The sequence below is a fragment of the Dactylosporangium sp. NPDC050588 genome, from assembly GCF_040654975.1.
GTDB lineage: Bacteria > Actinomycetota > Actinomycetes > Mycobacteriales > Micromonosporaceae > Dactylosporangium > Dactylosporangium maewongense.
Genome location: NZ_JBFAJA010000064.1, coordinates 24,707 through 39,567, shown reverse-complemented (window position 1 = coordinate 39,567; position 14,861 = coordinate 24,707). Strand labels below are relative to the sequence as shown.

The window sequence follows — 14,861 nt, the reverse complement described above, 5'->3', positions numbered from 1 at the left end:
TGTCGTCGCGTGTCCGGGGGACGCTGATGGCCCTGACCGAGCCGGTGCTGCGCAGGCACGACCTTCCGGCGGCCGCCGTGCGGGCCGCCACCGAACGCCGGCTCGCGGGCGACTGGCAGGGCGCGTGCGCGGCGGCCGGCGTCGAGGTCGACGCGTCGGTGCTCGCGTGGGAGCCCCGGATGCTGGACGACCTGCGGCACCTGACGCCGGATCTGCTCCGCTGGCATCTGCTCGACGGTGGCCTGAAGTGTGCGCGCGGCGTCCAGTTGCCACTGCTGCTGGCGCAGTACCCCAGGGGACTGGCGCTCGTCGTGCATCCCCACTTCGAGACGTACGGGCCGCACCGGCTGCGACTGTCGACCGACACCGCCTGGGTGCGCAGCCGGTGGGACAGCAGCCGGCACCTGTGGGACGCGCGCCACGCCACGCGGCTGCCGCACCGGCTGGGCGGCGGCGACCGTACACCGGGCTTCCACCGCGACGGCCGCCGCCTGGACCGAGCGGACCTGCCGCAGACGGCGCCGGCGGGGCACGACCGTGCGGCGACCGCGGAGTGGGAGCAACGGCTGGTCCTCGACGACCGCCTCGCCGGATGGCGCGCGGCCGGGGTCGAGATCGACCCGACGGTCACGGCGGCGTTCAACGCTGCCGGGGCGCTGCTGCCGTTCCTCCGGATGAGCCTGGTCGTGCCTGCCGCCTGGGACCTGCTCGGCGCCGGCGCGAGGTCGGGCACGGTCCTGGTGACCCGGCTGCCGCAGCTGCCGGACCAGGCCCTGACGCTCACGCTGTGCCGCGGCGCGGGCGCGGTGCTGCGGGTCGACAGGTGGCGCTGTGCGCAGCGCCTGCCGGCGGTGCCGGAGACCGCCTTGAACCTGCCGTGGTTCGTCGAGGCGCTGCGCTGCGGCTGGCTGCCCATCAGCGCCGTGCATCCGCTGGTGCGCGCCGCGATGTTCCCGGACGCCCCGGACACTCCGTATGCCCCGGCGGCCGGTGTACGGGTGCCCGAGCGCATCCACGTCCAGTGCGGCAGCCACCGGCACTACGTGGGGTGGCGCGACGGCAGGTTGGCGGCGCTGAGCCACACCCCGGACGACGTGTGCCGCGAACGCGCCCTGCAAGCGCTGGGCGGCAGGTCGACCGGCTGCCTCGCCGTGCTGGACAACTGGTCGGCCCGGACCGGACCGTTGCCGCGGCAGATCCGCATCGTCGCCCGCCACATGCTGCTCGCGGCCGGCCACGGCGACGTCGCCGAGGTGCACCGGCTCCTGGACGCCGGGGTGGACCCTCGCGGCGTCCGCGGCGTGCAGCGTCGATCGCTGCTGCACATGGCCCACCTCATCGGCGACGTCGCCCTGATCCGACGGCTGCGGGCGGCTGGCCTCGACCCGACCGTGCCGGACGGCCACGGACACAGTGCCCTGCGGGTCGCGCAGGCGATGGGTGCCTCCGCGGCGATCCTCAGCGCGCTGCGGTAGCCCCACGGCACTGGTCCGCAGCCGGGTCTCGTCCGCGACGCCGCCGCCGAACGGCAGGTCAGCGGTCCGGGTCCACTCGTCCTGCGGCGGACGCGGCGGAGCGGACCCGGGGGTCCGGATCCGAGGACCGGAGCGCTTCGAGGCGGTCGCGGGCGTCGGGGTCGGCCAGCGCCCGCAGCGTCGCGGCCGCCTTGGCCCGCACCTGCGGCGCCGGGTCGTCGAGCAGGGCGCGGACGGCGGGCAGGTGGTCGCGGTCGGCGCGGCGGGCCACCGCGGCGGCCGCGTTCGCCCGCATGCCCGGATCCTCGTGGGTGAGCGCGCCGGCGAGCCGGTGACGCACGTCCCCGCCCGGCTGGTGACCCAGGATCCAGATGTACGCGCGTTGCCGGAAGATGTCGCTGCCGGGCACCCCGTACTGGTGCATCGCGGCGTCCGGGATGGCGGCGAGCGCGCGGCCGGCGGCGCGCCAGACCGCGGCGTCCGGCGAGGTCAGGAACACGTGCCACAGCGTCGGCACCGCCGCCGGATCGCCGATGCGGCCCAGCGCCGCCGCCGCCCGGCCGGCGTGCGCGGTGTCGCACAGCCTGATCAGCGCGCCGACGTGCCGCCGGTCACCGGTGCGGGTGAGCACCCGGGCCGCCCGGTCGCGGACCGCGGGGTCCGGATCGTCGCAGGCCGCGAGGGCGACGTCGGGCACCCGGGGGTCGTCGATGTGTGCCAGCGCCCGGAGGCTGTGGTCGCGGACGTCGGCGCGCGCGTGCCCGGCCAGGTCGGTCAGCGTCGGCACGGCGTCGGGTGCACCGATCTTCCCGAAGGCCGCGATGAGGCCGATCGGCACCCACCGAGCTTCCCGCGCCATCCGGCACAGGGCGGGCACCGCCTCGACCGCGCGGAGCTCACCGAGCGCGTGGGGCGCCGACTCCGCCCACGCCGGATCCGTGGTCTTCTCGATGAAGAACGCGACGTGTCCGGCCCCGTGCTCGGTGAGCCAGCCCGGATCGTCCCGCCACGGTGGCTCGATCGGATCGAGGAACCGGCCGCGCAGCGCGGCCTCGGCCGCCGGCCCGCCGACCGCCCGCAGCCGGTCCACCGCCGCGCGACGGACCCACCGGTGCTCCGGCCCGGCGGTGGCGGCTGCCGCCGCGAGCAGGCGGAGCTCCCGGTCCCCGGCCGGCCCGGTCAGCCCCCGGATCGCGGCCACGGCCAGCCACCCCGTCTCCCGCTCGACGACGTCCAGCAGCCGGTCACGGTCCACCGGTTCGCCGCTCGCCACCTGGGCCTCCACGGCGACCATGCGCTCCCATGGGTCGGCCGAGTCCCACCACGCGACGGCGAGCCGGCGCGACGCCGTCGCCGGTCGGGTGGCGATGGCGTGCACACCGCCGCGCAACGCGCTGAGGCAGCATGACCGCGCCGGTCCGGCCTTCTCCGCCTCGTACGCCGCGAGCAGCGTCGTCAGTGCCTCGTCGGTGCCGATCGCGCCGAGCCGTCGCGCGTAGTCGTCGAGGTGCCCGTCCCGGCCCGGCGGCTCAGGCGCCACCGTCTCGGCCGCGGGCTCCGGCGGGTGCGGCAGGCCGAGCGCGTCGGCGAGCCGGACGTGCTGCCCTCGCCACCACTCGTAGGCGTGCTGCCCGGCGAGGTGGGCGTGCAGGTCCGTGAGCACCGCGTACCGGATCGCCGCCGCCCCGGGCGTCCGCACGAGCCGCTCCGTGAAGCGCGCCCGGTCGTCCCACGGGCGCCACGACATGGCCTCGACGAGGTGGACGACCCGCTGCGGCACGCCCGCCCGGGCCAGGTCCATGGCCGACACGCCACGTCCGGGCACGAGGTGCAGCCACGCCGCCTGCCGGACGGCCGCGTCCGGCCCCGCACCGGACCCGGCGAGGATCCGGTCCACGCGTTCGAGATGGCCGAGCAGCAGCCCACCGCCGGCGAACAGCTGTCCCCGGTGCGCCCGCGCCGCGATCCGCCGGGCCTTGGCCAATCCCATGCCCGTATCCAATACCAGCGGCACCGAACCCGCGGCCCCGGGCCGGTGTTCAGGCCTTACAGGGCAGTGGGATGGCTTGTGGTTCAGCCGCTGACGGTGAGCACGACGCGCTGGGCACGAGGTCAGCGCCGGCGATCCGTTGGCTCGTGGTTGGCCTCCGAGTAGCGCGAGGCCACGGTCCACTGCAGCCTGGCGGCGAAGTCCTGCTGAGCCGTGCCGAACCGGCGGCTGGCGGCGTAGTTGCTCGACGAGACGCCGTTCGGCTTTCAAGACCGTCGCTGAACGCCCCGTCGGGCGGGTGCTGCAAGATACGGGCAAGCACCGGAGTGGGAGGAGCCCCTGTGGGGATCGCGGGTCGACTGATCGACATGGCCGAGGCCGCCCTGCTGACTGAGGCTGAGGTCGCCGCCGTCGACGGGGTCGGCGACGACTTCGTCCGGGTCGATCTCGTGGCGCCGGCGTTCCGGGCCGCCAAGTGGGTGGCCGGGGCCAAGGTGCAGATCCGGCCGCCGGGGGCCGGGCGGGGGCTGCGCACGTTCACGCCCACGAGCTGGGACGTCACCGAGGGGCGGACCAGCCTGCTCGCCTACCTGCACGGCGACGGGCCGGCGAGCGCCTGGTTCCGGCGGGTCCAGGCCGGTGACCGGGTCAAGCTGATGGGGCCGCGCCGGTCGATCGATCCGCCGGCCGCCGGGGACCCGGTCCTGTTCGTCGGCGACGCCACCAGCGTGGCGCTGGCCGGCGCGTTCGAGACCACGGGTGCCGCGCTCACGTGCCTGTTCGAGGCGGATCGGCCGGCGACGCTGGACGGCCTGCGGCCGGGTGCCGAGGTCTGTGAGCCTGCCTCCCTGCTCGACCGGCTGCGGACCGCGGGAGCCGGCATGGCAGGCCCGTACCGGCTGGTCGTGACGGGCAACGCGGCCACGGTCCACGCCGTCCGGCGGGAGATCCGCACGTGGTCCGCGCCGCCCGCCAAGGTGACCGGCAAGGCGTACTGGGCAGCCGGCCGCACCGGCCTCGATTAAAGGCGTCAGGCGGTGAAGGCCTTCACCTCCAGCAGCCCGACCGAGTTGGTGCCGTTGGACTGCAGCACCACGCGCAGCCGGGTGGTGCTCACCGCCGTGAACGTGACCGTGTTGTACGCGTTCGCGGTCACGGTGTAGGCGGACGCGCCCGGCACGTCGGCGTAGGCGCTGCCGGTCCAGTACTGCAGCTTCCAGCTCGACGGCAGGTCGATGCCCTGGTTGTCGTCGAAGAGGTACACCTGCGCCTTGTTGAGCTGCACGGCGCCCGGCCAGGTGAGCTCCGCCCACTGCTGGCCGCTGTTGGGCCAGGTGCCCCAGCGGCGGTTGACGGTGTCGTTGGACGACGGCGGGTCGATGCCGTCGTTGATGGCGGCGACGGACTCCCACGCCGAGGTGTAGGACGCCGACGGGGTCGCGGAGCCGGCCACGTTGACGCCGCCGGTCGGCGGGGGCGTGGTGGTGCCGCCGATGGCGAGGTCCGCGCTCGCGAACGGGCTGAACGACGGGTTCACGTCGACCTCGCCGCCGGCGCCGTCGCAGCGGCGGTCCGGGTTGAACGCCAGGTAGGTGCCCGACGAGCAGGCGATCGCGAACTCGGCGTCGCCGCCGACCACGATGCTGCCGGAGAGGTTGGCGCCGTTCTGGATGAGCGCGTTGTCCTTGACGACGGCGTTGCCGCCGACGGTGCCGCCGTTGACCCAGCCGAGGCCTTCGATGCGGGCGTTGCCGGTGACCGTGCCGGCGAAGACCGCCGCCTTCGGCCCGACGTAGGCGGTGGCGGCGACGCTGGCGTTGCCGGCGACCCAGCCGCCGCCGTTGCTGTGCCAGTGCCCGCCGTTGGTGGCGGCCGGCTTCACGTAGCCGGGCTCGAAGCCCGACGGCGCCGCGCCGGCGACGCGGAACTCGTAGGGGAAGCGCCGCGCCTTGGGGTAGCCGTCGAGGAACGCGTAGTGCGGCACGGCGGACGGGGTGCCGGTGACGACGAGCCACACGTCGCGCTCGCCGGCCTGCAGCTGGAAGTCGATCTGGCCGTCGGTGCCGGTCGTCAGCGGCGAGTACCGCGGTGTGCCGTTGCGCACGGCGACGAGGCCGAAGGTCCAGCCGGTGGCGCCGGTCTCGGCGTGGCCCTTGAGCCGGACCCTGACGAGCCCGCCGTCGGCCGCCGCCACCAGCTTGATCTTGTTGAACCCGTAGTCGGACGGGGCGACGCGGGCGTTGATGCGGTAGTGGCCGAGCGAGGCGTCGACCGCCTCGACGCTGCCGCCGTTGTAGGCGTTGTTGAGGAAGCCCGCGCCGTACACCCCGTTGATGAACGGCATCAGCGTCGACTTGTTGCCGAAGTCGTAGGTCACGGTGCGGGTCGCGTATTCGCCCACGCGCCGGTTCAGCTCGGTCTGGGTGATGCCGGTGATTCGCCGGTACGTCTCCAGTGGATGCTCATTGTTGCGAGCCTCGTTCCAGATGCGGTTGAACATCGCGAGCCCGTCGCGGTCCTTGATGTACTGCATCAGCATCCAGTTGCCGTAGTGGTGGCGGCTGGAGCTGTAGTACAGGTTCTCCGAGCGCAGCCAGCGGCTCAGGTCGCCCGCGGCGGTGGTGGGCAGCGCCTGCATGGCCATGAACTCCGCGCTGGTCTCCCAGAAGGTGCCCGCGCTTGCGTCGGTGAAGCCGTACCCGGAGCGGCCCAGGAACGTGTAGTTCTGGAACACGTGCCCGAGCTCGTGCGCGAGGCCCCAGGAGCCGGGCAGTGCGGCCTTGGGGTCGATGTTGATGACGCCGACCTTGCCGTCGACGGAGCCGCCGGTCGCCCAGGCGTTGAGCTCGGTGCGGTTCCACGTGTTCGTCACGATCACGATGATCTTGTACTGGGCGAGCAGCCCCTGCTCCGGCGTGAACTGCATCGTGTTCACGTAGAACGAGTACAGGTTCTCCAGCTGGGTGATGATGCTGTTCGGGTCGAAGTTGTACGGCGAGGGCGCCGAGGCCGGGTTGGTGCCCGACTTCTCGCCCCACAGCAGGATGAAGTTCGTCGACTCCCGGGTGCGGTTCTGGGCCCACGGCACCTCGCCGGTCTGGGTCCAGCGGGCGGGGATGTAGAGCGACTTCGCGGCGGCGGCGGCCGGCCGGGTCTGCAGGGCGACGAGCACCCCGGCGATCACGACGAGCGCGACCAGCGGCGCCAGCCACAGCCGGCGCGATCGGAGATTGATGGGGGTCATGGCACCCCACCCTGCCCCGAAAACCTTTTCGGGGCAACTGAAGTCTCCGTTTGCGCTTGCTTTTCGGACCCTTAAGCCGCACCCCGGCGGCAACGGCAAAGGCCCCGGGACGCCCGCCGTGCGCGTCCCGGGACCCGAAACTTTCATCAGGTGTACGCGGCCTCGACCTGCGCCGTGACCGTCTGCCCGTCGACCACGCCGGTGGCCGTGACCGTCACCGTGCCGGCCGGGACCGACGCGAGGCGGGAGTTGAACGACTGGTACGCCGACCTGCCGGGCGCCACCCCGGTGACCGTGCGCGACCCGTACACCGTGACGAGCTCCAACGTGAGCGGCACCCGATCGGCGTTGCGCGCGTTGACCGACACGAACACCGTCGCGCCGATGCGCTGCGTGCGCGCCTCGACCTCGACGGCGAGCGCCGGCCCGGTCGCCAGCTCCCGCTCGGCCGCGACCGCCGCCGCCACCACCGTGTCCCGCTCCGCCGCGCTCAGCAGCGCCCCGGCCAGCTCGGTGACGGCGGCGACGAACTGCGCGTGCGTCGCGAACGGCGCCCGGTCCCACAGCAGGTCCAGGAACGTCGGGCCGTCGGTGCCGGGCGACGTGACGCCGGTGACGGGCACGTCGTAGCGCGGCAGCCCGTCGTCGCGCTTGCGGTTGGGCACGCCGGTGTCGGCCGAGCCGAAGACGATCGTCGGCTCGACCCGCCGGAAGTACGACGACGCGGCCTGCCCGTCGGCGATGTGGTACGGCCGCAGGGTGAACCCGCCCGCCGCGAACGTCTGGTCGCCGGCCGCCGTGACCGCCCCGGCCGTGACGGCCGCGCGGCCGTAGTCGCCGTCGCGCTTCAGGAAGCGGTACAGCGACAGCTCCCGCCACGCCCCGCCGCCCGGGTTGCCGAGGATCTGCAGCAGCAGCGGCCCCCAGAACAGCGCCTGCGTGTCGGGCCGGTCGGCGGCCCGCTCGACGCGGACGCTGAACGGCATCCGGATCTCCACCACGTCGCCCGGGCTCCAGGTGCGGCGCAGCGTCACGTACGAGCCGGGCCGCGCGTCCAGGTGCTGCTCGGCGCCGTTGACCGTGACGGTGAAGCCGCGCCGCGCCCAGCCGGGCACCCGCAGCCGCAGGTCGAGCGGCCCGGCGCCGTCGACCGTCAGCCTGGTGCGGTCCTCACGCGGGAACGCCGTCGCCTGCGTGACGGTGAAGCCCTTCTCGGCCCAGGTGAGCGTCGAGGGCAGGTAGAGGTTGACCCACAGCGTGCCGCCGTCGGCCGACTTGAGGTAGATGCCCTCCTGGTACTTGGTGTGGGTCTCCAGGCCGGTGCCGCCGCAGCAGGTGCCGGTGTTGCCGTAGCTGCGCACGGTGCCGGAGGCGACCGGCTGGAAGTAGGTCACCTGCGGGTCACCGGTGGACGTGGTGTCGGCCCGCGACCCGGGGATCATGTTCAGCAGCGCCCGCTCGTAGTAGTCCATGTACGCCGGGTCCTGCTCGTGCAGGAACAGGTTGCGGGCCAGCTTCATCACGTTGTACGTCGTGCAGGTCTCCGCGCCGCTGGTCGCCACCGCGTTGGCGATGTTGCCGCGGTTCTGGAACAGCTCGAGGTTGTTGTTGGAGCCCGGGTAGTTGCCGCCGGTGCCGCCGTGGGCGAACATGCGGTGCGGCACCACCATGCCGTAGAAGTGCTTCGCGGCGGTGAAGTACTCCGCTCCCCCGCCCTGCTCGAAGACCCGCAGGTAGCCGATGAACTGCGGCACGTGGGTGTTGGCGTGCAGGCGCTCGGCGCGGCGCCGGCCCGGCCGCTGCTGCGGGGTGACGACGAGGATGTCGCGGTCCTCCACGCACGCGCCGAAGAGCGACTCGCGGTTGTCGAAGCACTTCGCCGTCTGCAGGTGCCGGTCGTCGCCGGTGAGCTGGTAGATCTCGGGGAAGACCTCGTTGGCGCCGCCGAACTCGCCGCCGATGTACAGGTCCCACATGTAGTTGAGGTCGTCGCGGGTCAGCGGGCCCGGGTAGCCGGGGTGGTTCTTGTCCCCGACGGTGAGCGCCAGGTGCGCCCAGCCGGACATCTTCGTGACGACCTCGAGCGCCTGGGCGTTGCCGGTGTGGTAGTACGCGTCGAGCAGCCCGCGCATGATCTTGTGCTGGGTGTACCAGGGCGCCCACGTGTTCGTCTCGGCGTTGCCGCCGTAGACCGCCCAGCGGGGCGGGCCGAGCCGTAGCACCGCGTCCTCCGGGATCGCGCCGAGGTAGCCCGCGAACGTCGGCACCCAGTCCGCGGCGCCGGCCGTCGAGGCGGCCACGATACCGGCGTCGCGGCCGTTGGGCGAGGCGTCCTTGAGCGCGGTGCCGCCGGCCTCGTCGAACCGGTACCACGCGATGTTGCCGCCGCCGGTGCTCCCGGCCGGGGACTCCAGCAACGTCGCCAGCTCGGCCTGGCTCAACGCCCGGTCGAAGATGTGCAGCTCGTCGACGGTGGCGTCCAGGAACGGGTCGCCGTACTGCGACCGCCCGATCCACCGGTTGCCCGGGTTGCCGAGGCTGGTCGGGTTGAGCGTCATGGCGGTGTTGGTGCCGGCCGGCTGCCCGTCCACGTACAGCGTGCCGGTCGTGCCCGACAGCGTCACCGCGAGGTGCACCCACTGGTTGACCGGCAGCGCGGCGGAGCCGTTGATCCGCTGCTCCTGCCCGGAGCCGCCGACGGTGATGGCGAAGCGCGGCACGTTGCCGGTGACGCCGGCCCGCGGGGTCAGGAACATGTTCACGGCGGTGCTCTGGCCGAAGTCGAAGAGCCGGGTCCAGCCGGCCGTGGAGGCGAGGTTGACCCAGACCGCGATGGTGAAGTCGGTGAGCTGGTTGATCGCCTCCTGGGGCAGGGTGCAGTACTGCGCCTTGCTGGTGCCGTTGAGCTTGAGCGCGGTGCCGAAGCGGCCCGGCACCCGCCCGATCGACGGCGGCGGCTGCTCCCCGCCGCCGCCCGGCTCGGTGCCCATCCGCGCGGTGATGGCGGCCTGGCACGCGGCCAGCTCGCCCACCATCCAGTCGAGCTTGGCCTTGTAGACGGCCTCGCCCTGGTCGGCGTACGCCTGCGCGAGGGCGGTCATGTGGTGCCCGGCCCAGTGGCCGCTGAGCAGCCCGCCGTCCTCCCAGCCGCCCGGCACCGCGACGCCCGCCGGGTTCGGCCGGCCCGCCTGGTTGTTGAACAGCACCAGGAACCGGCGCTCGTCGTAGGCGCGCAGGAACGCCTTCGTGCGGTCGCGCTTCTCCTGCAGCAGCCCGGCGCCGAGCCGGACCTCGCCGAGCTGGAACGGGCGGACGGGCGCGGTGCCGCCGGGCCCGGGCTGGGGCGGCGCGGCGGCAGCGGTTGAGCCGGCGCCGGCCTGCGGTGCCGGCGCGGCCGACGCCGGTGCCGCGCCGAGCTCCGGTGCGAGCGCGGCGGTCGCGGCGCCCAGCGCCGAGGTCCGCAGCAACGTGCGACGGTTGAAGGCGGTCATGTACTTCCTTCCGCGGAGCGCCGGCCTTCCTGGCGGGCCCGCTCCAGCAGCCGGTCGTAGCGGCGGCGGAGCAGGCGCCAGGCGAGGACCAGCGCGACGAGTGTCAGGACGACGAGCAGCTGCGGCCACGGCATGAGCCAGGAGCTCACCGCGACGGTGACGGGCGGGCCGGCGCCGGTGACGGTGACCGCGGTCCGGACGCGGCCCAGCGCCCACACGCCGTGGACGGTCGCCTCGTCGGTGCGGGCCCCGCCGGGCAGCAGCTCGCCGCCGCCGGCGTCGCGGGCCCGGACGTTGGCCCCGAACAGCTCGGAGACCTCGGCGCGGGCGTGCGGCTCGACCCGGACGTTGCCGGTGTTGGTGGTGGAGTATCCGATGTGGACGGTGCCGGAGCGCAGCGGATTCCACGACCGCTCGTAGCGCACGGTGAGGCGGCCGGCGGCGACCGCCGGGGTGACGGTGCCGCTGGCCCGCAGCATGACCCGGAAGCCGACCCGGCTGTCCACCGACACCGTGCCGGAGCTGCTGAGCACCGACGCGGCGATGCCGGCCGGGTGGTCGCCCGGGGCGGCGTCGCGGGGCACCGTGATGGTGAAGGGCACAACCTTGGTCTCGTTGGGGCCGACGGTGACGCTGCGCTGCACGGTGATCCAGGTGCCGCCGTCCTTGGAGCGCTGGTCGGTGGGGAGCATGTTGAAGCGGCCCTTGTCGGTGAGGTAGCCGTCGGCGGCGGTCAGGGCGAAGACGGTCGACGCCGTGCCGATGTTGCGCACGGCCAGGTGCTCGGTGACGGCCTGGCCCGGGTCGAGGGTCCGTTCGACCCAGCGGCGGCCGTCGGGGCCGGCCTCGGTGGCGGGCTGCACCGTCCACGTGACGGCGTCGGCAAACGCGGGGGCCGGTAGCAGGGGGACGGCCAGGGCCGCGGCGAGCACCGCCGCGGCCCGACTCGCGTTTCGGGGGTTCATCTACTCGAACAGGGAGATGGTCACGGTCGCGTGGTAGGAGCCGGCAGCGACGTCGGCCGGGGTGCGCAGGAACAGGTCGGCGTTCACGTCGTAGGAGCCGCCGGTGACCGCGGCCGAGTCGTACGTGGACACCAGCAGCTCCTGGTCGGTGAGGCCGACGTTGTTGCCCGGCTGGGTCGGGTCGTCCAGGACGGTCACGACCTCCTCGCCCTCCGCGACCTGGCCGGTGCCGCCGCCGTCGATCAGCCGCGGCCGCCAGCCGAGGTGGCCGGCGGAGATCACGGGCTGCCCGGCCGTGCCGGCGAAGTCGCTCGACGTGCCCAGCACCGCCCACGCGGCCCCGGCCGGGATCTCCTGCGCGGTGCGGGTGTCGGTGACGGTGACCGTCGGCAGGGTGCCGGTGAACTGCCGCACCAGGGCGGTGGAGCCGTTCTCCGACAGGGTGACGGCGTTGCCGGCGACGGTGAGGGCCAGCACGCCGGGCTGGTGGATGACGGGGATGTCGACGGAGACCTGGATGTCGCTGGAGTCCCCGGGGTCCCCAGGGGCCGCGGTGGCGACGCCGGGGAAGGCGGCGGTCCCGGCCAGCACCGCGGCCGCGGTGGCCACGTGCAGTCGAGCGCGTGCGTTCATGCTGCTCCTAACAGGTGAGGGTGCCGTGATCGGCGGTGACGATGGTCGTGACGGTCGCCCCGCCGACGGTGCCGGTGGCACGGACGGTGACGGTGCCGGCCGGGACCGACGCGGCGCGGACCGCGAAGGACTGGTAGGCGTTGGCGCCCGGGGCGACGGCCGGGAACGTCCGGTTGCCGTAGGCGGACTCCACGGCGATGCTCACGGCAGCGTCGTGGTCGTTGCGCGCCTGCACGGCGAGGTACGCGGTGCCGGCGATGCACCGGGGCTGGACGGTCACGGTGACCGGGACGCTGACCGGGTGGGTGCCGGGGTCGTCGGCGAAGACCCGCCACTCGGTGACGGCCACCGCGGAGAACGTGGTGCCGTTGCCGTTGGCGTTGATGGTCGCCCGCAGCCGGCTGGTCGTCACCGGGGTGAACGACACGGTGTTGAACGCCGTCGTGGACGTGCCGTAGGTGCCGGCGGCGGCGACGTCGAGCCAGGCGGCGCCGTCCCAGTACTGCAGCTTCCACCCGTCGGGTTCGGCGACGCCGTCGCCGGTGCCGCGCGCGGAGTCCTTCCAGAACTTCAGCTCGGCACCGGTGAGCCGGATCGGCCGCGCCCACTCGTACTGCACCCACTGCGTCGCCGGGCGGCTGCCGGACCAGGTGCCCCAGAGCTGCGCCTGGGCCGGGACGGCCGGGTCGGCGTTGTCGTTGAGCGCGGCGACGCTGTTCCACGCCGCGGTGTACGACGCTGCCGGCGTCGCGATCGCGGCGACGTTGCCGGTCAGCGGCCCGGACAGGTCGGCCGGGATGGTGGCCGTCTTCGCGGCCTCGACGTTGCCGGCGTTGTCCACGGCCCGGAACGACACCGTGTGCTTCGCGGCGTCGGGCGCGGCGATCGGGCCAGTGTAGGCCGTCCACGCGCCGGTGTCGATCGCGTACTCGATGCGGGCGACGCCGGAGGTGGCGTCGGACGCGGCGAGCGTCACGGACCGGCCGTCGACGGTGGCCGTGCCGGTGGGGGCGGTGGCGTCGATGCGCACCGGCAGGCTCGCCGGGGCGGAGACGTTCCCGGCCCGGTCGGTGGCGGTCGCGGTGACGGTGTGCTGCCCGTCGCCGGTCACGGTGACGTCGGTGTACCGCACCGGCGACGCGCTCACCGCGCTGCCACCGTCCACCGTGGACTCCAGCGTCATCCGCCCGCCGCGGTCGTCGACGGCCGCGACCCGCACCTTGACCGTGGAGCGGAACCAGCCGCCGGTCCCGGCGCCGCCGCTCGGGGTGAGCGTCACCGTCGGCGCCGTCACGTCCCCGGCGGTGTCGCCGGGCGAGACCACGGTCACCTCGGCCGCGACCTTCCCGGCGGCGTACCCGAGCACCGTGCCCTGCACCGTGAACCGGCGCGGCTCGGCGACGTCGGCGGCGGTGACCGGGTCCCAGTACACCGGCACCCGCAGCGTCTCGGCGCCGAAGGTGACCGGGACGGTGCCGGGCAGCTCGGTCTCGCCGACCTCGACGGTGACCGCCGGCGCGGTGACCTGCGCCGGCTGCGCGGCGAGGACCTTCCACTCCTCGACGGCGACGGCCGAGTAGGTGCTGCCGTTGGTCGAGGCGTCGAACGTGGCCCGCACCTGGGTGGTGGTGACCGGGTCGAAGGTGGTGGCCTGCGGGCCGGCGGTCGACGTGGGGTATCCGCTGGGGTCGGGCACGTCGGCCCACTGCCCGGCGGCGAGGTTCCAGTACTGGATCCGCCACCGCGCCGGGGCTGCGACGCCGACGCCGCTGCCCTGCGGCTGGTCGTTCCAGAAGTCGATCTGCGAGCCGCTGACCCGCATCGGCTGGTCCCACGTGTACTGCACCCACTGCTGCGCGGGGTTGTTCCCGGTCCAGGTGCCCCACATATCCGGCGGGAGCGGGTTGGCGCGGACGATCTCGTCGTTGAGCGCCTTCACCCAGTACTGGGTCGGCACCGGGTCGTTGGAGACGGTGACCTTCGCCTCCTGGGCGATGTTCGCCCGCGGGGTGCGGTCGCGCTGCTTCACCGGCGTCTGGACGACCGGTTTCATCCGCGGCGGGGACTGGGTGTCGTCCCACTCCACCGGGTCGATGGCGACGGAGCGGCGGAAGTGCCCGCCGCCCGCGGCGTCCGCGGTGTGGTACGTGAGGTACCACTGGCCCTTGAACTGGATGATGCCCGGGTGGCTGGTCGTCGAGGACACCGGCGCGAGCACGGTGCCGCGGTAGGTCCACGGCCCGGCCGGCGACGACGCGGTCGCGTAGGCGATGCACGCGTGGTAGTTCGCCGGGGTGCACGGCGAGGTCGGGCCGGCGTTGTTGCCGGCGTAGGCCAGGTAGTACGTGCCGTTGCGGGCGAAGAGCCACGGCGCCTCGAAGAAGCCGGTGAGCCCGGTGACGGTCCGCTGGGTGCCGACCGGGGTCTTCATGTCGGCGGCGTACTCGAGCATCCGCAGCTGGCCGAAGGTACCCCAGTAGACGTAGACGTGGCCGTTCTCGACGAGGATGGTCGGGTCGATGTTCTGGATGTCATTGGTTGTGGGCACCCGCTGCGAGATGAGCGGGCCGCCGAGGTAGTCGGTCCACGGCCCGGCCGGGCTGTCGGACACGGCCAGGCCGATCGCGAACTTGTCGGCGGCGGTGCTGGTGCGCTCGCTGACCGGCAGGTACCAGTAGTAGCGCCCGTCGGGGCCCTGGACGGCCTGCCCGGCGTACGCCCGCCCGGGCGTGGCCCACGCGAACAGCGTCTCCGGGCGGGCCAGCGACGGGAAGTGGGTCCACTGTCCACTCTGGACGTCGCCGGTGCGGAACGCGCCCCACTCGTTCATCTGGAAGTCGTTGGTGGTCGGCCCGGCCTCGTCGTGGCCGGTGTAGATGTACAGGTCGTCGCCGGCGACCAGCGGGGCCGGGTCGGCCGAGTAGTAGCTGCCGTCGGCCAGGATCGGGTTGCCCTGATGCGTGAACGTGGAGGAGCCGGCGGCGTGGGCCGGGCCGGCCGGGCTGACGAGCAGCCCGGCCAGCACGATCCCCGCCACCGCCGCGAGGCGGAGGGGTTTCAACA

Annotated in this window: 8 protein-coding genes; 2 read left to right on the top strand and 6 right to left on the bottom strand. The window is 73.8% G+C overall.

The features are described 5' to 3' along the window. Positions 1–26 precede the first annotated feature (26 nt). Positions 27–1,475: a hypothetical protein gene (locus AB0I21_RS37175; RefSeq protein ID WP_360568318.1), complete on the top strand. Its 1,449-nt coding sequence runs from the start codon at positions 27–29 to the stop codon at positions 1,473–1,475. A 58-nt stretch (positions 1,476–1,533) separates the two neighbouring features. Here the strand turns inward: AB0I21_RS37175 and AB0I21_RS37170 are convergent, their stop codons facing one another. Next, positions 1,534–3,465: a HEAT repeat domain-containing protein gene (locus AB0I21_RS37170; RefSeq protein WP_360568316.1), complete on the bottom strand. Its 1,932-nt coding sequence runs from the start codon at positions 3,463–3,465 to the stop codon at positions 1,534–1,536. 341 nt (positions 3,466–3,806) lie between these two features. Here AB0I21_RS37170 and AB0I21_RS37165 point away from each other — a divergent pair, with 341 nt between their 5' ends. Next, positions 3,807–4,490 (top strand): siderophore-interacting protein, encoded by a 684-nt coding sequence (locus AB0I21_RS37165; protein WP_360568315.1) that lies wholly within the window; start codon positions 3,807–3,809, stop codon positions 4,488–4,490. 5 nt (positions 4,491–4,495) lie between these two features. On the opposite strand, the gene AB0I21_RS37160 is transcribed toward AB0I21_RS37165, so the two are convergent. From AB0I21_RS37160 to AB0I21_RS37140, 5 genes are all read right to left on the bottom strand, one after another. Further along, positions 4,496–6,709 (bottom strand): DUF6055 domain-containing protein, encoded by a 2,214-nt coding sequence (locus AB0I21_RS37160; protein ID WP_360568314.1) that lies wholly within the window; start codon positions 6,707–6,709, stop codon positions 4,496–4,498. 146 nt (positions 6,710–6,855) lie between these two features. After that, positions 6,856–10,200 (bottom strand): beta-L-arabinofuranosidase domain-containing protein, encoded by a 3,345-nt coding sequence (locus AB0I21_RS37155; RefSeq protein WP_360568313.1) that lies wholly within the window; start codon positions 10,198–10,200, stop codon positions 6,856–6,858. Further along, the gene (locus AB0I21_RS37150) at positions 10,197–11,165 is read right to left on the bottom strand and encodes a hypothetical protein (protein WP_360568311.1); all 969 of its coding nucleotides are present in this window, start codon (positions 11,163–11,165) and stop codon (positions 10,197–10,199) included. Before AB0I21_RS37150 ends, AB0I21_RS37155 begins: the two co-directional genes overlap by 4 nt. Next, on the bottom strand, positions 11,166–11,798 hold the full coding sequence (locus AB0I21_RS37145) for a hypothetical protein (RefSeq protein WP_360568309.1): 633 nt from the start codon (positions 11,796–11,798) through the stop codon (positions 11,166–11,168). It lies immediately after the preceding gene. A gap of 7 nt (positions 11,799–11,805) precedes the next feature. Then, complete coding sequence (locus AB0I21_RS37140) at positions 11,806–14,859, bottom strand: family 43 glycosylhydrolase (protein WP_360568308.1); 3,054 nt, start codon at positions 14,857–14,859, stop codon at positions 11,806–11,808. Positions 14,860–14,861 lie beyond the last annotated feature (2 nt).